At 66.3% G+C, this 20,772-nt stretch carries 18 protein-coding genes; 5 read left to right on the top strand and 13 right to left on the bottom strand.

Annotation, left to right across the window (positions count from 1 at the left end; translation table 11 throughout):
- Positions 1 to 15: 15 nt before the first annotated feature.
- The 9 genes from CAL22_RS19330 to ppc all read right to left on the bottom strand — a co-directional run bounded on the left by CAL22_RS19330 (position 16) and on the right by ppc (position 12,144).
- Complete coding sequence (locus CAL22_RS19330) at positions 16 to 1,389, bottom strand: LLM class flavin-dependent oxidoreductase (RefSeq protein WP_094815944.1); 1,374 nt, start codon at positions 1,387 to 1,389, stop codon at positions 16 to 18.
- A complete protein-coding gene (locus tag CAL22_RS19325; RefSeq protein WP_094815942.1) occupies positions 1,386 to 2,792 on the bottom strand; it encodes an LLM class flavin-dependent oxidoreductase in 1,407 nt (468 codons plus the stop codon). The genes CAL22_RS19330 and CAL22_RS19325 overlap by 4 nt, the downstream gene beginning before the upstream one ends.
- A 19-nt stretch (positions 2,793 to 2,811) precedes the next feature.
- Positions 2,812 to 3,798, bottom strand: coding sequence for an ABC transporter ATP-binding protein (locus CAL22_RS19320; RefSeq protein ID WP_094815940.1), 987 nt, complete (start codon positions 3,796 to 3,798; stop codon positions 2,812 to 2,814).
- Positions 3,795 to 4,823: an ABC transporter ATP-binding protein gene (locus tag CAL22_RS19315; protein WP_094815938.1), complete on the bottom strand. Its 1,029-nt coding sequence runs from the start codon at positions 4,821 to 4,823 to the stop codon at positions 3,795 to 3,797. The genes CAL22_RS19320 and CAL22_RS19315 overlap by 4 nt, the downstream gene beginning before the upstream one ends.
- Positions 4,820 to 5,689, bottom strand: coding sequence for an ABC transporter permease (locus tag CAL22_RS19310; RefSeq protein WP_094815936.1), 870 nt, complete (start codon positions 5,687 to 5,689; stop codon positions 4,820 to 4,822). The genes CAL22_RS19315 and CAL22_RS19310 overlap by 4 nt, the downstream gene beginning before the upstream one ends.
- A complete protein-coding gene (locus CAL22_RS19305; RefSeq protein WP_094815934.1) occupies positions 5,686 to 6,606 on the bottom strand; it encodes an ABC transporter permease in 921 nt (306 codons plus the stop codon). Before CAL22_RS19305 ends, CAL22_RS19310 begins: the two co-directional genes overlap by 4 nt.
- 3 nt (positions 6,607 to 6,609) lie before the next feature.
- Positions 6,610 to 8,157 (bottom strand): ABC transporter substrate-binding protein, encoded by a 1,548-nt coding sequence (locus CAL22_RS19300; RefSeq protein WP_094815932.1) that lies wholly within the window; start codon positions 8,155 to 8,157, stop codon positions 6,610 to 6,612.
- Between the two features lie 33 nt (positions 8,158 to 8,190).
- Positions 8,191 to 9,120: a TauD/TfdA dioxygenase family protein gene (locus CAL22_RS19295; protein ID WP_094815930.1), complete on the bottom strand. Its 930-nt coding sequence runs from the start codon at positions 9,118 to 9,120 to the stop codon at positions 8,191 to 8,193.
- 177 nt (positions 9,121 to 9,297) lie between these two features.
- Complete coding sequence (gene ppc / locus CAL22_RS19290; RefSeq protein WP_094815928.1) at positions 9,298 to 12,144, bottom strand: phosphoenolpyruvate carboxylase; 2,847 nt, start codon at positions 12,142 to 12,144, stop codon at positions 9,298 to 9,300.
- A 149-nt stretch (positions 12,145 to 12,293) separates the two neighbouring features.
- Between ppc and queC the strand changes: the two genes are divergently transcribed.
- Positions 12,294 to 13,007 carry a 7-cyano-7-deazaguanine synthase QueC gene (gene queC, locus CAL22_RS19285; RefSeq protein WP_094815926.1) on the top strand — a complete coding sequence of 238 codons (714 nt, stop codon included), beginning with the start codon at positions 12,294 to 12,296 and terminating at the stop codon, positions 13,005 to 13,007.
- Positions 13,008 to 13,019: 12 nt separating this feature from the next.
- Here the strand turns inward: queC and CAL22_RS19280 are convergent, their stop codons facing one another.
- Positions 13,020 to 13,562, bottom strand: a complete 543-nt coding sequence (locus CAL22_RS19280; RefSeq protein ID WP_094815924.1) for a GNAT family N-acetyltransferase — start codon at positions 13,560 to 13,562, stop codon at positions 13,020 to 13,022.
- Positions 13,563 to 13,668: 106 nt separating this feature from the next.
- Here CAL22_RS19280 and CAL22_RS19275 point away from each other — a divergent pair, with 106 nt between their 5' ends.
- From CAL22_RS19275 to CAL22_RS19260, 4 genes are all read left to right on the top strand, one after another.
- Positions 13,669 to 14,577 (top strand): LysR family transcriptional regulator, encoded by a 909-nt coding sequence (locus CAL22_RS19275; RefSeq protein ID WP_094815922.1) that lies wholly within the window; start codon positions 13,669 to 13,671, stop codon positions 14,575 to 14,577.
- Positions 14,578 to 14,668: 91 nt separating this feature from the next.
- Positions 14,669 to 16,525, top strand: coding sequence for a dihydroxy-acid dehydratase (gene ilvD / locus CAL22_RS19270; RefSeq protein ID WP_094815920.1), 1,857 nt, complete (start codon positions 14,669 to 14,671; stop codon positions 16,523 to 16,525).
- A 181-nt stretch (positions 16,526 to 16,706) separates the two neighbouring features.
- Positions 16,707 to 17,336, top strand: a complete 630-nt coding sequence (locus tag CAL22_RS19265; protein WP_244193947.1) for a fimbrial protein — start codon at positions 16,707 to 16,709, stop codon at positions 17,334 to 17,336.
- A 277-nt stretch (positions 17,337 to 17,613) separates the two neighbouring features.
- A complete protein-coding gene (locus tag CAL22_RS19260) occupies positions 17,614 to 18,171 on the top strand; it encodes a fimbrial protein (protein WP_244193973.1) in 558 nt (185 codons plus the stop codon).
- Here CAL22_RS19260 and CAL22_RS19255 read toward each other — a convergent pair.
- The 3 genes from CAL22_RS19255 to thpR all read right to left on the bottom strand — a co-directional run bounded on the left by CAL22_RS19255 (position 18,168) and on the right by thpR (position 20,731).
- Positions 18,168 to 19,505, bottom strand: coding sequence for an NAD(P)H-dependent oxidoreductase (locus tag CAL22_RS19255; protein ID WP_094815914.1), 1,338 nt, complete (start codon positions 19,503 to 19,505; stop codon positions 18,168 to 18,170). The genes CAL22_RS19260 and CAL22_RS19255 overlap by 4 nt on opposite strands.
- 80 nt (positions 19,506 to 19,585) lie before the next feature.
- Positions 19,586 to 20,146 carry a 5'-3'-deoxyribonucleotidase gene (locus CAL22_RS19250; protein ID WP_094815912.1) on the bottom strand — a complete coding sequence of 187 codons (561 nt, stop codon included), beginning with the start codon at positions 20,144 to 20,146 and terminating at the stop codon, positions 19,586 to 19,588.
- A 57-nt stretch (positions 20,147 to 20,203) separates the two neighbouring features.
- Entirely contained in the window at positions 20,204 to 20,731 is a 528-nt protein-coding gene (gene thpR / locus CAL22_RS19245) for an RNA 2',3'-cyclic phosphodiesterase (RefSeq protein ID WP_094815910.1), read from the bottom strand.
- Positions 20,732 to 20,772 lie beyond the last annotated feature (41 nt).

The raw sequence follows: 20,772 nt of genomic DNA, 5'->3' as shown, positions 1-20,772 counted from the left end.
GGTTGAGGCGGTGACTCAGCGGCGAAACGCCGCTGCGGGATGGGGATGGCGCAGGCGGGCGCCGGTGTGCCCCAGCTTCTCGCGCAGCGTCCCGGGGGCGTAAGCGGTTTTGTAGCGGCCGCGCGCCTGTAATTCCGGCACGATGTGCGCCGCGAAGTCTTCATAGGCTTCCGGGGTGACGGCATAGCTCAGGTTGAAGCCGTCGATGTCGGTCTCATCCACCCAGTCCTCGAGCGCATCGGCGACCTCCTGCGGGTTGCCGATGAAGACTGGTCCGCGCCCGCCGATGGCGTTGTGCAGCGCCAGCTCCTTGACGGTCCAGACGCGGTCGGGATCGAGCCGGGTGAATCCCTCCAGCGCGGAAGAGGTGCCGGCATCGAGTTGCAGATAGCGGATCGGCTCGTCGGGGTCGTAGGCAGAGAAGTCGATTCCCGTCCAGCCGGAAAACATCGCCAGAGCGGCCTCGGGCGTGACGTAGCGCCGATAGTCTTCGTATTTGTCGCGGGCTTCGCGCGAGGTGCGTCCTGTGATGACGGTGGCCATGGCATAGAACTGAATATCCTGCGCGCGCCGCCCGGCTAGGACGGCTTCGGCGCGTGTGCGCGCCACCACTGGCGTCAGGACTTTCTTGCTGGGGCCGCTGAGATAGATGCCTTCGGCATGCCGCCCCGAAAAACGCATCCCGCGCGCCGAGGACCCGGCCTGAAACAGCACCGGCGTGCGTTGCGGCGAGGGCTCGGTCATGTGGATGCCTTGCACCCGGAAGTACTTGCCCTGATGGTCGATGCGGTGGACGCGATCCGGGTCGGCAAAGATGCCGGTCGCCGTGTCGCGGATGACGGCGGCGTCTTCCCAGCTGCCTTCCCAGAGCTGGTAGACCACGTCCATGTATTCGTCGGCGATGTCGTAACGCTCATCGCGCGACGCGATGCCCGGCTTGCCCAGCACTTTGACGCTGCTTTGTGCGAAACCGGTGACGATGTTCCAGCCAATGCGGCCTGCGGTCAGGTGGTCCAGCGTGGACATGCGCCGCGCGAAGACATAGGGCGGTTCGTGATTGGCGTTGCTGGTCACGCACAAGCCCAGGTGCCGGGTGGCGTAGGCCATGGCCGAGAGCGACATGATCGGGTCCTGCTTGGGGACTTGCGCGCCATGCCGCAACGCCGTGGCGACGCTGCCGCCGTAGACGTCGTTGACTCCTACGCTATCGGCCATGAACAAGGCGTCGATCAGCCCGCGCTCCAGCGTGCGGGCAAGGTCCACCCAGTAATGCAGGGTGTTGTAGTCCAACGAGCGGTCACGGGGGTGTCGCCACAGCCCGGGCGAGTGATGCACCGGGCTATGCAGGGCAAAGGCGTTGACGCGGATTTCTTTCTTGGCGGGATTCATGAGGCGGCGTGCGCGTGAGCAGGCGAAGCGGTGCCGGCGGCTTGGGCGCGATGTCCGGCGGCCGGGTGAGGCGTGTCCAACAACGGCCCTTGGCCGTAGAGTTTTTCGCGCAAGGTGCCGGGCCGGTACGCGGTTTTGTAGACGCCCCGGCGCTGCAGCTCGGGCACCACCAGCGTCACGAAATCCTCATGCGTGCCGGGCAGCAACGCGTGGCTGAGATTGAAGCCATCCACGTCCGACTCGGCGATCCAGGCTTGCAGCGCATCGGCCACTTCGGCGGCAGACCCCACGAACACCGGGCCTTTGCCGCCGATGGCGTTGTGCACCGCGAGTTCGCCGATAGTCCAGACCCGGTCCGGATCCGCCAGCGTGAATCCCTCCATCGTCGATTGCATGCCTTCGCTCTGCAGGTAGCGCAGCGGGTCATCGGGGTGATACTTGGACAGGTCCACGCCTATCCAGCGCGAGAACAGCGCCAGCGCGCCTTCGAGGCTGACGTGTTGCTGCAGTTCTCGCCATTTGTCCTGCGCCTGGGCCGAGGTCGGCGCGACCACGACGGTGGCCAATGAGAAAAACTGCACGGCCTCGGGGGCCCGCCCCAGGGCGATGGCGCGCTGCCGGATGTCGTGGACGTCCCGGCGCGCGATGGCGGCGGTCGGCGTGCTCAGAAACACGGCTTCGGCGTGGCGGGCCGCGAAGTCCTTGCCGCGGCGGGACGTGCCCGCCTGATACAGCACCGGGGTGCGCTGCGGCGAGGGCTCGCTGTAGTGCGTGGCCTGCATTTCGAAGTAACGGCCCCGATGCTGGATTTCATGCACCCGGCTCGGATCGGCGAATACGCGCGTCTGCCGGTCGCGCCGCGCGGCGCCGTCTTCCCAACTCTGTTCCCACAGGCGGTAAACCACGTCGAGGTATTCGTCCGCGACGTCATAGCGTTCATCGTGAGGCCGTGCCGCGGCCTGGCCGAGTGCGCGCGCGCCGCTGTCGCCGAAGCTGGTGACGATGTTCCATCCGACACGGCCTTGCGTCAGATGATCCAGCGTGGACATCCGGCGCGCGAAGAGATACGGGGGCTCATAGCTAGTACTGCTGGTGACCGCGAACCCGAGGTGCTCGGTAGCCTGGGCCATGGCCGGGACCAGCAGCAGGGGGTCGAGCCGGGGAAACTGCAGGCCGAGCCGCACGCCGGCAGCATTGGAGCCGCCATAGACGTCGTACTGGCTGATGCCGTCGGCGAAGAACAGCGCGTCGTAGCCGCCGCGTTCGGCGGTGCGCGCCAGGTCCGTCCAGAAGGACAGGGTGTTGTAGTTCAGCGAGCGATCCTGCGGATGCGCCCATAAACCGGGCGACAGATGCGTGGGCGCGAAAGTCAGGAAAGCATTGAGGCGGATTTCTTTGGGCATGGAGAGCGGCCTGGATGAGTCAGCGCCGCGGCGCAGCGACGATGGGGAAATGGCAAGTGACGCTATGGGTGGCGGACAGCTGCTGTGTGGCGGGTGCCTCGCTGCGGCAGACGGCCGTGGCGTGCGGGCAGCGGGTGTGGAACACACAGCCCGAAGGCGGAGCCAGCGGCGAGGGGATTTCGCCGCCGATGGCCTGCGCCTGCGCCGAGTCTGGCTCCGAGGCGGCGATCAGCGCATGGGTGTAGGGATGCGCCGGCCGCTCGATGATGTCATCGCGGGTGCCTTGCTCCATGAAGCGGCCCAGGTAGAGCACCCCGATGTGCGTGCTCATGAAACCCACCACCGCCAGATCGTGCGAGATCAGCAGATAACTCAAGGCCAGGCTGTCCTGCAGGTCTTTCAGGAGATTGAGCACCTGAGCCTGGATGGACACATCCAGCGCGGACACCGGTTCATCGAGTACGAGGATTTCCGGCTCCAGCGCCAGCGCGCGGGCAATGGCCACCCGCTGGCGCTGCCCGCCGGACAGCTCGCGCGGCAGACGATCGCGGAACGCTTGCGGCAGGCCGACCTCGTCCAGTAAGCGCGCCAGGCGCTCTCGCAGCGCGGGATGGGCCAGGTCACCGCGTTGCACACGCAGGGGTTCGAGAATAATGTCGCCGATGGTCATCCGGGGGTTGAGCGAGCCCAGCGGGTCTTGCAGTACGGCCTGCACTTTGCGCTGCCGCCAGCGGATGTCCTGCGGCCTGGCCCGGCTGCCCAGCAAACGGTCGCCATACCGGATCTCGCCGCGGCTTGCGTGGTCCGCACCCAGCAGAATGCGCGCCAGCGTGGATTTGCCGGAGCCGGACTCGCCCACCAGGCCGAATGTGCCGCCCTTGGTCACACGGAAGCTGGCGTCGTGGACGGCCTGCAGCAGTTGAGGGCGCGCGAACAGCCCGGCGCGCACCGGAAAGGCGCGGCTCAGCCCGCGTACGTCGATGGCGGACAGGGCGTTCTGACTCATAGGGCGCTTTGCAGTCGAATGACGGGTAAGGCAGCCTCATGCCAGCAGGCAGTCAGATGCCCGGGGGCGTGGGCCTGCACCGGGGGGTAGGTCTCGGTGCAGAGGGCCTGCGCGTTGGGGCAGCGCGGCGCGAAGCGGCAGCCTTGTGCGATGGCGCCGGGCAAAGGCGGCTGTCCGGGGATGACGGTCAGGCGGCGCGGGTTGTCGCGCAATCGGGGCACCGCGCCCAACAGGCCCTGGGTGTAGGGGTGCCGGGGGGTGGCGAAAACGCGGGCCACCGGCCCCTGCTCCACGATCCGGCCGGCGTACATGACGGCCACGTCATCGCAGTAGCGGCGCACCAGATGCAGATCATGGGTGACGAACACGATGGCCGTGCCCTGTTCGGCTTGCAGTTCACGCAGCAAGTCCAGGATTTGCAGGCGTACCGTGATGTCCAGGGCCGTGGTCGGTTCGTCGGCGATCAGCAGACCCGGATTGCAAGCCAGGTTGATGGCAATGGCGATGCGCTGCCGCATGCCGCCGCTGAATTGATGCGGATAACTGTTCAGGCGGCTCTCCGGCGCGGGAATACGCACGCGGTGCATCAAGGCGATGGCGCGCTGGCGATGCTCGCGCGCGCTGCCCGCGCCGGTGCCGTGATGACGATACATCTCGGTGATCTGCCGGCCGATGGTCAGTAGCGGGTTGAGCGAGGTCATGGGGTCTTGCAGCACCATGCCCATGGCGGCGCCACGCAGCGTATTCAGCCTGGCGGGCGAGGCGGCGCGCAGATCCTCTCCTTTGAGCAGGATGCGGCCCTGGGCGACCCGCAAGCCCGGCGGGGGCAGGCCAAGCACGGACAGACAGGTCACGCTCTTGCCTGAGCCGGATTCGCCCACCAGGCCCAGCGTACGGCCGGCATGCACGGAGAGGGACAGCCCATCGACCAGGCGCACGGGGCCGGTGTCGGTAGCGGCTTCGACGACCAGATCCTGTATCGACAGGACCGCCGCAGACGGCAGGGAGTGAATCTGGCCGGTCATGCGCGCCTCGCCATCAGCGGTTTGCCATCCTGAAACGCCTCGCCGATGAGGTTGGCGCACAGCACCGTGGCCATGAGCACCAGGCCCGGCAGGGCGGAGATCCACCAGGCGTTCTCCAGATGGTTGCGTCCGTCGGCGATCATGCTGCCCCAGGAGGGGTCGGGCGGCTGCACACCCAGGCCCAGAAAGCTCAGCGCGGCTTCCATGAAGACGATGAGGCCGACATCGAGCGTCAGCAGCACGATGAAGGTATTGCGCACGTTGGGCAAAAGGTGGCGCCAGGCCACATGCCAGGGAGAGGCCCCGACCAGGCGGGCGACGAGGACGAAATCGCGTTCGCGCAGGCTCAGGGCCTCGGCGCGGATGATGCGCGCGAAACGGCCCCAGTTGGCCAGCGTCACCACGACGATGATGTTGGTGATGCTCGGGCCGAAGACGCCGACGATCAGCATGGCGAGAAACACCGGAGGCAAGGCATATTGCGCGTCCACCAGCCGCATCATCGCGCCATCGAAGCGGCCGCCCAGATAGGCCGAGAGAATGCCGGCCAGCGCGCCGGACACACCCGCCAGCGCGACCGCGCAGAAAGCAATGAACAGAGAAATCCGGCCGCCATGCAGGGTGCGGACGAACACATCGCGTCCCATCTGATCCGTGCCGAACCAATGCTGCGCGCTAGGCGGCTGAAAGGTCGCGGCCAGATCGATCGCATTGGGATCGACCTGGCTGAGCCAGGGCGCCAGCAACGACGCGCAGGCGATGAGGGCGAAGATTGCGGCGGGCAGGAGGATGCGCCGTGGCGTTCTGAGACGGCGGACCCAGGCGATGGCCGGGGCGGGCCAGGAAATTGGCGCGGGGGTCTTCATGCTCGATACCGTATGCGGGGATCTATTGCGGCGTAGATCACGTCGGCCGCCAGGTTGACCACGATGAACAGCAGGACCGACACCACGACGGCCGCCTGCACCACAGTGAAGTCCAGGGTGTTGATGGCTTCGACCATCAGGCTGCCGAATCCGGGCCAGGAGAAGACGGTTTCGATCGCCACGGCGCCGCTGACCAGAACGCCGAATTGCGAGGCGGCGAAAGCGACGATGGGCAGGGCGGCGTTTTTCAGCGCATGCACGCCCACGACCACCCGCGCGGGCAGGCCTTTGATGCGGGCCATTCGGATGTAGTCGGTCTCCAGAATCGCCAGCATGTTCGCGCGCGTCAGGCGGGCGATGCCGGCGGCCGAGTACCAGGCCAGGGCGGCCACGGGCAGCACCAGATGCCGCCAACTGCCGTGGCCGCCGGTCGGCAGCCAGCCCCACTGCACCGAAAAGAGTCGAATGAAAAGCAGTGCCACGAAAAACGGCGGGGCGGCCTGCCCGAGCACCGAGAACAACATCGCGAAACGCGCCAGCGCGCGGCTGGTCGACACCGCCGAGGCAACTCCCAAGGCCAGGCCGACGGCCAAGGCCAAGGCCAGGGCGATACCGACCAGCGTCAGGCTGGACGCCAGTCGGTTCATCACCATTTCCAGCGCGGGCGCGCCGAAATGGAAGGAGTTGCCCATGTCGCCCCGGGCCATGCCCGCCAGAAACCGCAGGTACTGCACGACGACTGGATCAGCCAGCCCCAGTTGCTCGCGAAACAGTTGCCGGTCGGCCTCGGTGGCCTCGGGCGGCATCAGCAGGTAGGCCGGATCGCCCACCTGCCGCACCAGCACGAAGATCAGCACCGACATCAGCAGGACGGTCAGCAATGCGGAAAGCAGTTTGCGCAGGCTATAGGCCAGCATGACTTACTTCCACTGCACCGTGCGAAAGTTCAGGAAACCCGAGCCTTGTTGCGGTTGCCATTGCAGGGCCTGCTTCTTGGCGAAGATGTACGAAAACTCCGAGATATAGAAGGCCGCGGCGTCGTCGTGCAGCTCGCGGCCGATCTGCTTGAACACCTCGCCGCGTTTGGCCGTGTCGCTCACCGTCGCGACCTCGGCCAGCAAGGCGTCGACCTTGGGATTGCTGTAGTCCGACCAACTGCCATTGGAGGCGAAGGCGCCGCCGACCGGATGGATGGGGTCGTACAGGGCGTTGGTGAACTGGCTCAGCGCCAGGGGGCCGGAGGCATGCGTGTTGTTCAGGCGTTGAAACGTGGCATAGGTGAGCCGGTTGAGTTTGACCTTGACCCCGACCTGGCCCCAGTAGGCCGCGATGGCTTCGGCCACGCCCTGCGGGATATCGCCCTGGATGTTGAGCTCGGTCGAAAAGCCTTTGGGATAGCCGGCTTCGGCCAGCAGGGCGCGGGCGCGCGCCGGGTCGTAGGGATAGGGTTTGATCGACGGATCGGCGCCGTAAGGGTAGTAGTTGGAGATGAAGGTCCCCAGCGGTTCGCCCACGCCGTGCAGCACGCTCTTGATGATGGCGGGGGTGTCCAGGGCATGGCTTAAGGCCTGGCGCACCTTGACCTTGGCAAAGGGGGAGTCCGCCTGATTGGTGTAGACGCGCACATAAATGGGCGAGGCCACGCGGCTCTCGATGACATCCAGGCCCTGCTCTTTTTTCAGGCGCGCGAAATCGGAGAAGGGCAGCGCCACCGACAGGTCCACTTCGCCACGCAGCACGGCATTGACGCGGCTGGCGGGTTCGGTGATCGCGCGAAAGATCAGCGTTTTGATCTGCGGCTTCTCGCCCCAGTAGTCGTCAAAGCGTTCCAGCACCAGTTCGCTGCCGCCGGGCGCCAGCGACTTGAACTTGTACGGTCCCAGCGAAACCGGCTTTTGCGCAAAGGCGTCCGGCGTGGGCAGGCTGGCCAAATAGGCCGCGGGCACGATGTAAAGATAGCCGGCGATCTTGTTGGCGAAGGCGCCGTCCGGCGCTTTGAGCTTAAAGACCACGGTCTGGTCGTCGGGGGTTTCCACCGCCTCGACCACCGGCGCGAAGTAAGGCCGGCGCGTGCTCTTGCTCTGCGGGTTGAGCACATGTTCCAGCGAGGCCTTGACGTCACGCGAGGTCAGGGTGGTGCCATCGTGAAACTTCACGCCCGGGCGCAAGGTATAGGTGAAGGTGCGAGCGTCATCCGACACCTTCAGGCCGGTGGCAAGACGAGGGACCAGATTGCCTTTCTGGTCAAAGCCGAACAGGGTGTCGTAGAGCTGCCAGCCGTAGCGCAGCGAGTCGCCGCTGACGGCCACCAGCCCATCGAGGTTGTAGAACTCTTTTTCCACGCCGACGACCAGGGTGTCGCGGTCGACGGCGGGAGACTGGCTGGCCGCCAGGGAGGGTTGTGCATAACCGCCGGACAATGCGGCGGCCAGCGCCAGCCCGCGCAGGGCTGTCGAAAGCTTGAACATGGAGCTAACCTTGAGGTGCGGAAGAAGGGGAGTTCAGTCGGCGATCTGGTGGGCCAGAACGGGGTCGCCCTGCAGGCCGATGGAGGCCCGGCCGTCGGGGCCGACGGGCACGTCGCCGACCAGGGTGATGCGGTAGAGCTGGCGGCCGAAGTCGCTTTGCTGGATATCGGTCGGCGCGCGATGGGCGGTGGCGCGGTTGTCCCAGAAGGCCACGTCGCCCGGCGCCCACTTGAAGCGCACGATGTATTCCGGCTTCAGGATCTGCTCGAACAGCAAGGTGAGCAGATGCTCGCTTTCACGCGGGCTCAGCCCCACGATCTGCTTGATGAACGAGGGGCTGACGAACAGCGCCCGCTCGCCCGTCTCCGGATGCACACGCACCAGCGGGTGCTCGGACACCAGCGGCGTGTCGGCCAGGCGTTTGATGAAGTCTTGTTTGGCGAGCCGGCCTTCGGGCGGCGTGAAGCGGTGCAGGGCACGCAAGCCGTCGACAAACCCGCGCAGTGGCGCGGACAAGCCCGCGTAGGCGGCCACGAGGTTGGTCCACTGGGTATCGCCACCGTAAGGCGGAATATCCACGCCGCGCAGGATGGATGCGGCGGGCGGGTTGATCGCGGCGGTGATGTCCGTATGCCAGCCGCTCCAGGGCCGCACCAATTGCTCGCCATCGAAGCGGGCCTTGAAGCGATCCTTGGCGACCGAGTAAAGCTCGGGGTAGCCTTCGACGTAACCGAAGACGGGATGGCCGACGGTCAGGTCGCCAAAGCGCCGGCCAAACCGGATCTGATCGGCGTGATCGAGATCCTGCCCGCGAAAGAAAATGACTTTCCACTTCAGCAGGGCGGCGCGGATCTGCGCCACGGTTGCGTCATCCAGATCCTCGCGCAGATCGAGGCCGTGGATTTCCGCGCCCGTGTGAAGCGTAAGCGGGCGGACGTCGAGTTCGGTGGCGATGAGAGACATGTCGTTCGGGGCCTAAGGGCAAAGGGGGCAGGCAACGTCTCGGGACGCAGCCATCCATATGCCGCCTATGGTAGGAACGAACCCCCTCCGCGCAAACGACCGATATCGAATATTGATATTTGATGGCCGGGCGCTCACGCTGCGGACTCGCCTTGCGGCAGGTCCGCAGCGGGCCGGTCAGCCCGAGTTGCGCAGGCCCGCCGCGATGCCGTTGATGGTCAGGTGGATGGCGGGGGTGATGCGCGGGTCGGGTTTGGCGTCGGAGCGGCGCTGGCTGGCGCGGTGGCGGCGCAGCAGGTCGATCTGCAGGTAGTTCAGCGGATCGATGTAGGCAAAGCGTTCGCGCAGCGATGCCGCCAGCGCGGGGTTGTCGGCCAGCAGATCGCGCTGGTTGATGAGTTTGAGCATGGCCAGGGTGCGCGCATGTTCGGATGAGATGGCCCCGAAGATGCGTTCGCGCACGCCGCGCTGCGGCACGAGCATGGCGTAGCGCGAGGCGATGGCCAGATCGGATTTGGCCAGCACCATTTCCATGTTGGACAGCAAGGTGCGGAAGGCCGGCCAGTCCTGGGCCATTTCGCGCAGCTGCGCCAGGCGTGCGCGCTTGGCGCGCGGCGCGCCGGCCGCGCCTTCTTCCAGATAGGCTTGCAAGGCGGACCCCATGCCGTACCAGCCCGTGAGCATCAAGCGGCATTGCGCCCACGAGAATCCCCAGGGGATGGCGCGCAGGTCGTCGATCTTCTGGCCTTGTTTGCGCGAGGCCGGCCGCGAGCCGATGTTCAGCCCGGCGATTTCATTGATGGGCGTGGCGGCGAAGAAGTAGTCGGCAAAGCCCGGGGTGTCGTAGACCAGCTTGCGATAGCCGGTCTGCGCGCTGGCGGACAAAAAGTCCATGGTCTGGCCGTGGTGGGCCATGTGGGCGTCTTCGGCCTGCCGCGCGGCGGCCGGCTGCTGCGCCAGGGAGGCTTCCAGCACGGCCGACACCAGCAACTCCAGATGCGAGCGGCCGATCTCGGCATCTTTGTACTTGGTCTGGATGACTTCGCCCTGCTCGGTCAGGCGCAATTGGCCGGCCACGGTGCCCGGCGGCTGCGCCAAAATGGCGTCGAAGCTCGAGCCGCCGCCGCGCCCGACGGACCCGCCCCGTCCGTGAAACAGGCGCAGCTTGACGTGGCGGGCGCGGAACACGTCGACCAGTTCGCGCTCGGCGCGGTAGAGCGACCAGTTCGAGGTGAGGTAGCCGCCGTCCTTGTTGCTGTCGGAGTAGCCGAGCATGACTTCCTGGCTTTCGTCCTGAGCCAGGCGCACGCGCTCGCGCACTTCGGGCAGGTCCAGCCAGGCCGCCATGATGCCCGGGCCGCGCTCCAGATCGGGGATGGTTTCAAACAACGGCACGACCATCAACCCATCTTCGTGCTGCGCCGCCACGCCGGCCGGGGCAATGAGGCCGGTTTCTTTCTGCAGCACGAGGACTTCGAGCAAGTCGCTCAGGGTTTCGGTATGCGAGACGATGGCCTGGCGCACGGCGGCGCGGCCATAACGCGCGCGCGCCGCGGCCGCCGCGCGCAGCACGGCGAGCTCGCGCGTGGTGTCTTCGCTGTAGCTGATCCAGGGGGAGGCCAGCGGCCGGGCGGTGGCCAGTTCATTGCGCAGCAGCTGCACGCGGGCTGCTTCGTCCAACTGGTCGTAGGCGATGGCCTGGCCGTCCTGCCCGGCGCGCGCAAACAGCTCGGTCAAGACCCGTTCGTGGACGTCGGAGCTTTGGCGCAGGTCCAGCGTGGCCAGGTGAAAACCGAAAACCTCGACGGCCTGCTGAAGCCCGGCCAGGCGCAGCCTGGCGATGGGCGCGCCGTGGTGGCGGGCCAGGGACTCGGCGATGGTGGCGAGGTCTTGCGCGAAGGCCTGGGGATGCGGATAGGGTTCGGCAGGCAGCGCCGCGCGCAGCGCGAGCTCTCGCCCGGTCAGCGCGCGTGCGGTGGCGGCCAGGCGCGCATAGATGCCGATGAGGGCGCGCCGGTAGGGCTCGTCGCGGCGGTGCGGCGAGGTGTCGCCGCCGGCGTCGGCCAGGGCGCGCAGCGCCTCGCTGGCATCGATCAACAGCGTGGCCACCGAAATTTCCGCGCCCAGCGCATGAACCTCATTGAGATAGTGCTCGAACACCACCGTGGCCTGGCGCAGCAGGGCCAGTTCGAGAGTGCCGGCATCGACGTTGGGGTTGCCGTCGCGGTCGCCGCCTATCCAGCTGCCCATGCGCAGAAAGGGTTCCAGCGGCGCGGCCGGGGCGGCGAAGGGATTGGCGGCCTCCTGGCCCAGCAGCCGCGACAGATCGGCATACAGGCGCGGGATGGCCGACAGAAAGGTGCTGCGGTAGTAGCTCAGCGAGTTTTCGATTTCGTCGGCCACCGTCAGGCGCGTGTTGCGCAGCATGCGCGTCTGCCAGAGCGTGTCGATCCGGCCCAGCAAGGCGCTGTCGATGTCGGCGGTTTCTTCGCTGGTGAGGGGCTGATCGCGCTGCGCGATCAGCGTGGCGATCTCGCGATGGGCGTCGAGCGTGCTTTTACGCTGCACTTCGGTGGGGTGGGCGGTGAGCACCGGCATGACGCAGGCTTCGCTGATGAAACGGCGGATGCGGTGCGCCGAGACGCCCTGGGTATGCAGCAATTGCACGGCCTGGCGCAGACTGCCCGGGGCCGGCGCCGGATCGGCCAGCGCCCGGGCCCGCTTGCGCCGGTTCTGGTCGCGGTCTTCGGCGATATTGAACAGATGCAAAAAATAGCTGAAGGCACGCGCGACCAGGTTGGGGTCGTCCGCGCGCAGTTGCTTGACCAGCTGCTGCATGAGCTGCCCGTCTTCCTCGCGCCCCTGGCGGCGGAAACGCACGGCGCTGCGGCGCAGTGTCTCGATGGTGTCAAACACCCGTTTGCCTTCGCAGGCCTGGATCACGGTGCCCAGAGAGCGCCCGAGCAGGCGGAGGTCGTTGCGGAGGGGGTCGGCCAATTCAGACTGCGCGCGTGTAGCGTTCATCAAGCGTTCCGTAATAGGGAGGATAGGAAGGATGGTGTGGCGATAGGGCAATGCAGAAATTCGGGACGCTCAAATTTTACGCAGGCTTGCTTACGGCGTGGCCTGCGTTACATTGGCGGCTACCCTTGCACTGATTTCGTCTTCCCGTTATGCAAAACCACCAACGACGCGCCCTGGTTCTTTTTTCCGGCGGCCAGGACTCCAGCACCTGCCTGGCCTGGGCGCTGGAGCGCTACGCCCACGTCGAGACCGTCGCCTTCGACTACGGGCAGCGCCATCGCATCGAGCTGGATGCCCGCTTGAACGTGCTGCGCGAGTTTCGCGCGCGTTTTCCGGATTGGGCGGCGCGGCTGGGTGAGGATCATCTGCTGGATTTGAAGGTGCTGGGTCAGGTCGGCGACACCGCCATGACCAGCGACCGCGCCATCGAAATGCAGGCCAACGGGCTGCCCAATACCTTCGTGCCCGGCCGCAACCTGCTGTTTTTGACGCTGGCCGCAGCGCTGGGCTATCGCCGCCAGCTGGACGTGCTCGTGGGCGGGATGTGCGAGACCGATTTTTCGGGCTACCCCGATTGCCGTGACGACACCATCAAGGCGCAGCAGGTCGCGCTCGGCCTGGGCCTGGGCGCGCGGGTCACCATCGAGACGCCGCTCATGTGGCTGGACAAGGCCGACACCTGGGCGCTGGCCGACGACCTGGGCGGGCCGGATCTGGTGCAGATCATCGTCGAAGAAAGCCACACCTGCTATCTGGGCGAGCGCGGCGAGCGCCACGATTGGGGCTATGGCTGCGGCGAGTGCCCGGCCTGCAGCCTGCGCAAGTCGGGCTGGCTGCGCTGGGTGGCGCGCGCCGAGGATTGACGCGCGCCGGGTTCAGGCCGTGGGCGGCTGCAGATCGCCGTCGCCCAGGGCGCGTTGCATCAGCGCCGTATCGCGCCACTTGCCATGCTTGTAGCCCACGGCGCGCAGCGTGCCGGCGACATGAAAACCGCAGCGCGCGTGCAGCCCCAATGAAGCCGGGTTGTTGTCGCCGATGACCGCCAGCATCTGGCGCCAGCCGGCCCGGGTGCAGTGCTCGATCAGGGCCTCCAGCAGCTTGCGCCCGATCCCCAGGCCATGACGGCCGGAACGCACGTAGATGGAGTCCTCGCAGGTGTGGCGATAGGCCGGCCGGGGCCGGTAGAGCGTGGCATAGGCATAACCCACGATCTCGCCGCCGCATTCGGCCACCAGATAGGGCAGGCCGCGTTCCAGCACGGCGGCGCGGCGCTGGCCGATTTCTTCTACCGAGGGGGGCTCCAGTTCGAAGGACGAGGTGCCATGCAGGACATGGTGCGCGTAGATGGACTGGATCTGGGGCAGATCGTCCGGCGTGCTGGGGCGGATCTGGAGGAAGGGGTGCAAGCTCGAGTTCATGAGGGCCGAAGGAAATACCGCAAGGAAGCGCTAGTGTGCGCGCCTGCCACGGATAAGTGAAGATTCTTCAAATTATCATTGGCATAAGAAAATCTTCTGGTTCCACATGAAAACCGCCGGCCTGAATCTGGATCATCTGCGTGTCTTGCTCGATGTCATGGAGCAGGGCAGCTTTTCGCTGGCCGCCGAGCGCCACGGCCTGTCGCAGCCGGCCGTCAGCCAGCAGGTGCGCCAGCTCGAGCGCCGCTTCGGCCTGCGCCTGATCGAGCGCATGGGCCGCCGCGCCAGCGCCACGGCCGCGGGCCAGGAGCTGGCTGGCCATCTGCGCGGCATTCTGGCCGCCGTGGACGACGCCGATCGGGCCATGCAGTCCCTGGCGGCGGGGGTGACGGGCCGGGTCAGGCTGGGCACCGGGGCCACGGCCTGCACCTATTTGCTGCCGCCGCTGCTGGCCAGTCTGCGTCAGCGCTTTCCGGACCTGGATGTCGTGGTCAGCGTCGGCAATACCGCCGATCTGCTGCGCGACATCGAGGACAACCGCCTGGACGTGGGCCTGCTGACCATGCCGATACGCGCGCGCACGCTGCTGGCCACGCCCATCCTCGAGGACGAGTTCGTCGCGATTTTCCCGGCCAGCGGGCCGGCGCCGGCCGCCCGCCTGACGCCCCGGCTGCTGACGCAGCGTCCACTGGTGCTGTTCGAGCCGGGCGCGCAGACCCGGGCGCTGGTCGATGGCTGGTTCGGCGCGGCCGGGCTGTCGGCCAGGCCCACCATGGAGCTGGGCAGCACCGAGGCCATGAAGGAAATCGTGGGCGCCGGCCTGGGTTGTGCCGTGTTGCCACGCATGGCGGTATCGGGCGCCGGCGCGCGTCCCGGCCTGCTCACCCGCCCCTTGCAGCCCCGGCTGGGCCGCAAACTGGCCATGGTCACCCGGCGCGACAAGCCGGTCAGCCGGGGGCTGCGTCAGGTGCTCGACGGCTTGCTGGCCCTGAAACCGCCCGGGGACGCACCCTGATTGACCGCTCGCGCCGAGGGGCTTCAGGGCGACGCGGGCCGATACAGCGTAATATTTACGTCTTTGCTGACACCATCGCCCGAGAAGGATCATGCCGCACTATCGTTCACGCACCTCTACCCATGGCCGCAACATGGCCGGCGCGCGCGCACTTTGGCGCGCCACCGGCATGAAGGACGGCGATTTCGGCAAGCCCATCATCGCGGTGGTCAATTCCTTTACGCAGTTCGTGCCGGGCCACGTGCACCTGAAGGATCTGGGCGCCCTGGTGGCCGGCCAGATCGAGGCCGCCGGCGGCGTGGCCAAAGAGTTCAACACCATTGCCGTGGACGACGGCATCGCCATGGGCCATGGCGGGATGCTGTATTCGTTGCCTTCGCGCGAGCTGATCGCCGACTCGGTCGAGTACATGGTCAATGCGCATTGCGCCGACGCCATGGTCTGCATCTCCAACTGTGACAAGATCACCCCCGGGATGTTGATGGCCGCCATGCGTCTGAACATCCCCGTGGTGTTCGTGTCGGGCGGTCCGATGGAAGCGGGCAAGGTCACTTCGCCCACCGATGGCAAAGTCATCAAGCTGGATCTGGTCGACGCCATGATCAAGGCGGCCGATCCCACGGTCAGCGATGCCGAAGCCGAACAAGTCGAGCGCAGCGCCTGCCCCACCTGCGGCTCCTGTTCCGGTATGTTCACGGCCAATTCCATGAACTGTCTGACCGAGGCCATCGGCCTGGCGCTGCCGGGCAACGGCACCATCGTGGCCACGCACGCCTGGCGCCGTGGGCTGTTCGAGCAGGCCGGCCGCCTCGTGGTGGATCTGTGCCGCCGTTATTACGAACAGGAAGACAGCTCGGTGCTGCCGCGCAGTATCGCCACCAAGGCGGCTTTCGAGAACGCCATGGCGCTGGATGTCGCCATGGGCGGCTCGACCAACACCGTATTGCATTTGCTGGCGGCGGCCCAGGAAGCCGGGGTGGATTTCACCATGGCCGACATCGACCGCATCTCGCGCAAGGTGCCCTGCCTGTGCAAGGCCGCGCCGGCCACCGACAAATATCACATCGAAGACGTGCATCGCGCCGGCGGCATCCTTGGCATCCTGGGTGAGCTGGGCCGGGCCGATTTGCTGGACCTGAGCTGCGGCAATGTGCATAGTGGCACGCTGGGCAAGGCCATCGAGCAATGGGACGTGGCCGGCGGCGCCGGTGAAGCGGCCCAGAAGTTTTACCGCGCGGCTCCCGGCGGCGTGCCGACCACGATTGCGTTCAGCCAGGAAAAGACCTTTCTGACGCTGGATATGGATCGTCAGGCCGGTTGCATCCGCAGCAAAGAACACGCCTACTCCAAGGACGGTGGTCTGGCCGTGCTCTACGGCAACCTGGCCGAGAAGGGCTGCATCGTCAAAACGGCGGGGGTGGACGAGTCGCAGTGGGTCTTCACCGGACGTGCGCGCGTGTTCGAAAGCCAGGAAGACGCCGTGGAAGGCATTCTGGGCGATCAGGTGGTCGACGGTGACGTGGTCATCATCCGCTACGAAGGCCCCAAGGGCGGCCCCGGCATGCAGGAGATGCTCTACCCGACCTCTTATCTGAAGTCCAAAGGCCTGGGCAAAACTTGCGCGCTGTTTACCGATGGCCGTTTCTCGGGCGGGTCTTCGGGCTTGGTGATCGGCCACGCTTCACCCGAAGCCGCCGAAGGCGGCACGATCGGCCTGGTCGAAGATGGCGACACCATCGAGATCGACATCCCGCAACGCCGCATGCATCTGGCCGTCGACGAGGCCGAGCTGGCCCGCCGCCGCGCCGCCATGCAAGCGCGCGGCGAGCAGGCCTGGAAGCCGGTGGATCGCGAGCGCGTGGTGTCGCTGGCCTTGCAGGCCTACGCGGCCCTGGCCACGTCGGCCGACCGCGGTGCGGTGCGTGATCTGTCGCAACTCAAGCGCTGATCGAGCCTGATGCCGACCATACAGCCCGCGCCAGCGGGCTGTATTGCTTTGGGCGGGCGTCTGATCTTGCAACCCGGCTTTTCACCTTGCGCGGCATGGGCGGGCAGCCAACTCCGATGCATCGCACCGGGCACGTCGGAAACAATGGGCATTTTCATGGAGAAACGCATGGAGAGCTCGTGTGTCAGTCCGCAGTCCGCAGTCCGCAATTGAATGCGTAAAGCTCGTCGCCGCGTCGCTGGCGATCGCCGGCATGATGCCCACCCCTGCGCGGGCGGTGGATGGCACCATCACCATCAACGGCGAGATCACCGATCAGACCTGCAAGATCAATGGCAAGGAACCGCCCGCCGACATTCTGGTGAAGCTGCCGAAAATCTCGCAATCCGCGCTCAAGGCCAAGGGCGATACCGCGGGCGCCACGTTGTTCACGATCAGTTTGACGGAGTGCCCCGATACATTGGCCGGCAGCGTGAAATCGCACTTCGAACCCGGCCCGACACTGGACTACGACACGGGCAATCTCTACGCCTATCAGTCCAGCCAGCCGGCGACGACGGCGTTGACTGCGATTCCCAGTCTGAGCGGCAAGACTCCACTTGAGAACGTGCAGATCCAGCTCGCCAATGCGGATGGCAGTGCCATCAAGATTGGAGACGACAGCAAGACCAAGGGCGCCACGCTGGTCAGCGCCAACGGAAAAAAATCCGCCACCTTGCGTTATCTGGCGCGCTATATCAAAAGCGGTGACAAGGCGATCCAGGCCGGCAAGCTGGAAAGCTATGTGCAGTACTCCATCATCTATCCCTGATGCGTTGCAGAGCGGTCTGGTTCTGCGTGAGGGCCTTGAACAGGCCTTGCGCTCGGGGCCGGGGCGCATGAGGAAGGCAGCCACGCCGCTATCCGCCGCCTCCCACAGCGCGGGCACGGCACACTGCCGGTATCGCTTCTGGAGTTTGTCGAGTCTATGGAACCATGCAATCCGCAATCCGCAATCCGCAATCCGCAATCCGCAATCCGCAATCCGCAATCCGCAATCCGCAATTGAGTGCGTAAAGCTCGTCGCCGCCTCGCTGGCGATCGCCGGCATGATGCCCACGCCGGCGCGGGCCGTGGATGGCACCATCACCATCAATGGCGAGATCATCGACCAGACTTGCAAGATCAATGGCAAGGAACCGCCGGAGAACATCCGGGTGGTTTTGCCCAAGATATCGACGTCAGCGCTTAAGTCCGTGGGGGATACGGCCGGGGCGACGGCCTTCACCATCAAGCTGAGCGACTGTCCGGATTCATTGACCGGCAACGTCAAAGCGCATTTCGAGCCCGGACTGACCACGGATTACGCCAATGGCAGCCTATATGCCTATACCGAGACAACGGCCGTGACGACGGCCGCGTCGAAAATCCCGGATTCGCCCGGCGCCAAAGTCGACAATCTCGGCATTCAATTGGCCAATTACGACGGGAGCAAGATCACCTTGGGGACGCAATCGCCCGTCGGGGTGGGGGTGCCGCTGACCGCCAATGCCGGCAAGAAGGAAGCGACGCTGCGTTACCTGGCGAGCTACGTCAAGACTGGCACGGGCACCATCAAATCCGGCAAGGTCGTGAGCTATGTGCAATACAGCATCGTCTACCCTTAGGCGAAGGCATGCTCCATCTCACGGCGCACGCGGGCGGCGACCGATTCCTCGTCGCAAGTGACGTCGCTCATGCGGATGAGTTGCGACTGCCGGACGGGGTGCTTGAGCACGGCCCCATCGGCCAAGCCGATGGGCAGGTAGGCGTCGTCCACGGAGGTGCGGGCCGGCACCAGCCGGCCGTAGACGCCATAGCCGCCCGCGCCGTCGAGGATCTCGCCGGCGGCCATGTCGCGTTTGGCGGTGGCGATGACGTCGGCATGCCAGGCGGTGGGGCTGCCGGTGGGCTCGCGGCGCAGGCCGATGCTGGCTACGCTCATGCCCAGTTCCATGCCGATGAGGTGATAGGGCTTGTACATGGCGGCATAGTTGCCCGAGGGATCGGTCACCAGCCCGTAGTCGCGGAAAGAATCGCGCACGAAATCGCTGCCGGCGGCCAGGGTCACGTACACGCCCCAGCGCAGGTCGCGAAACACCGCACGCCCGTCGCGCTCCAGCGAGGAGACGACCTCGACCTGGCCGCGGTGATGCAGCATGCCGCCGTCTTCGCGCGGGCGTAGCACCCGCGCCAGATCGTCCACGCCGCAAGGCGGATAGAGCAGGCCTTGCGGCGCGGGCGTCAAGCCCGTGGCATTGGCCACGCTGGCCATCTCCAGCGCGCTTTTGGTGCCGTCCAGAAAACTATTGAAGAGTCGGGCGTCGAAGTCGCCCGCAGCCACCATCTCATCGGTAAAGCCGTAATACGGCCAGACGGTGTCTGGCGTGGAGGTATGAAACTCGGGCAGATATTTTGTGCCTTTGCCGGCCGCCACGACCTCGAAGCCGCAGGCGCGCGCCCAGTCGACCATCTCGCAGATGAGCGCCGGCTGATCGCCGTAGGCCAGCGAGTAAATGATGCCGGCTTCGCGCGCGCGCCGCGCCAGCAGCGGGCCGGCCAGGGCATCGGCCCCCACATTGACCATGATGATGTCCTTGCGGTACTCGCAGCACAGCAACGTGTGGGCCACGCCATCGGCAGCCCGAGCGCTGGCGTCGATGACGATCTCGACGTCGGCGTCGGCGATCACGTGCAGCGCATCGTCGCAGCAGAACACCTTGCCCTGGCGGGCCGCGTCATGGATGCTGGCCGGGCCCAGGGCGCTGGCGGGCCAGCCGCTGCGCGTGAGCGCGGCCCGGGCACGCGCGGCGTTGTCGTCGGCAACCGCGACCAGGCGCATGCCCGGTGTGCGCTGCACCTGGCTCAAGAACATGGAGCTGAACTTTCCGGTGCCGATCAGGGCCACTTTGAGCGGCTTGTTGTCGGCCTCGCGCTGTTTGAGCAGGCGGTGCAGATTCATGGGTCACCTTGTTCTGGCTGGCCAGCCCCGCTGGGCAGGCGATGCAAAGAGCATAGCCTCAATCGGCTGTCATGAGGGACTCAGTTGTCGGCCCGGTAAAGGGCGGCGGCCAGCACGTTGCGCCAGGTCTGCCAGGTCAGGCGCAGGCGGCCGGTTTCCTGGCGGTTATAGGGGGCGTCGTAGATGACATGTTGCCAGCGCGGGCGCTGGGCGCCCTCGATGCGCGGGCGGTCATCGATGAGCAGATCGCCCTGGACCAGGGTTTTATCCCGGGTGAGGATCAGGCGCTCGGTGGCCGCGCGCCCGAGGTGATGCTCGATCCACTGATACTTCTCGAGCACGCAGTTGTCGTATTGCCGCAGGGGCGAGCTGCAGATGCGCACCTCCATGCCCAAGGCCATCAGTTCGCGCACCGCCTCGAGCGCGCCGGGCACGGGCGGCAGATTGCGGATAAAGCCGGGCGCGGTGTAGATGGCTTCTGCCTGGGCGCGCAGATGCGGCGGGTAGTCTTCCAGGATGTGAAAGGAGCGGCGGTTCTCGAAGGCGACAGGCTCGATGTCGGGATGGCGTTGCCGCCAGGCATCGATAAAGGCGTGTTCGAAGTCGGCCAGCACGCCGTCTTGATCGAGCAGGATCAACATGGTGTCGGTATGAGAGTGGGCTTGGCCGATTTTGCCACGCCCGGCGGACCGGCGCGCTTACCGGCTGCGGGCCAGTTCGCGGTAGCGCGCCTGCCCGCCGGGATCGGAGGCGATGAGGCTCAGGTGCGCATAGGGCCAGTCGAGTTCGCCGGGGGCGGCAGGCAGTTCGAAGCGCTCGGCGTGGCGCAGCAAGGTGACATGGGGCGTGAAGCCTTGCTCGGGTCGGGACCACCCCAAGGCAGTGAGATCGCGCCAGAGGGTCTCGTGCATCTCGGCCAAGGCCGTGTGCCCGGCTTCGGGGCCCGCCCAGATGATGCGCGGCCGCTTGAAGCAGCCATAGCGGCTGATGCGTACGCTGCCGGGGGTCAGGCGGCATTGGTGGGTGTAGTGGAGCAGCTCCCGGGTCTGCGCGGACGTGGCCGCGCCCAGAAACGCCAGGGTGATGTGCAGGCTGTCCGGGCGCATGAGACGCCCGCCGCAAGCGGGCTGCACGTCGCGAGCCCAGGCGGCCAACGTGCGGGCCAGCGCAGGCTCTGGCCACAAGGCAAAGAAGAGGCGGTTCGGGCCGTCGCGGGTGTCAGGCATGGGCCGATTATGGCGCAAGGCCGGCGCCGGCCCAAGCCTGT

The sequence above is a fragment of the Bordetella genomosp. 12 genome, from assembly GCF_002261355.1.
Classification (GTDB): domain Bacteria; phylum Pseudomonadota; class Gammaproteobacteria; order Burkholderiales; family Burkholderiaceae_B; genus Bordetella.
The sequence above is the reverse complement of the archived record's forward strand: the minus strand, read 5'-3'. Positions and strand labels throughout refer to the sequence as shown.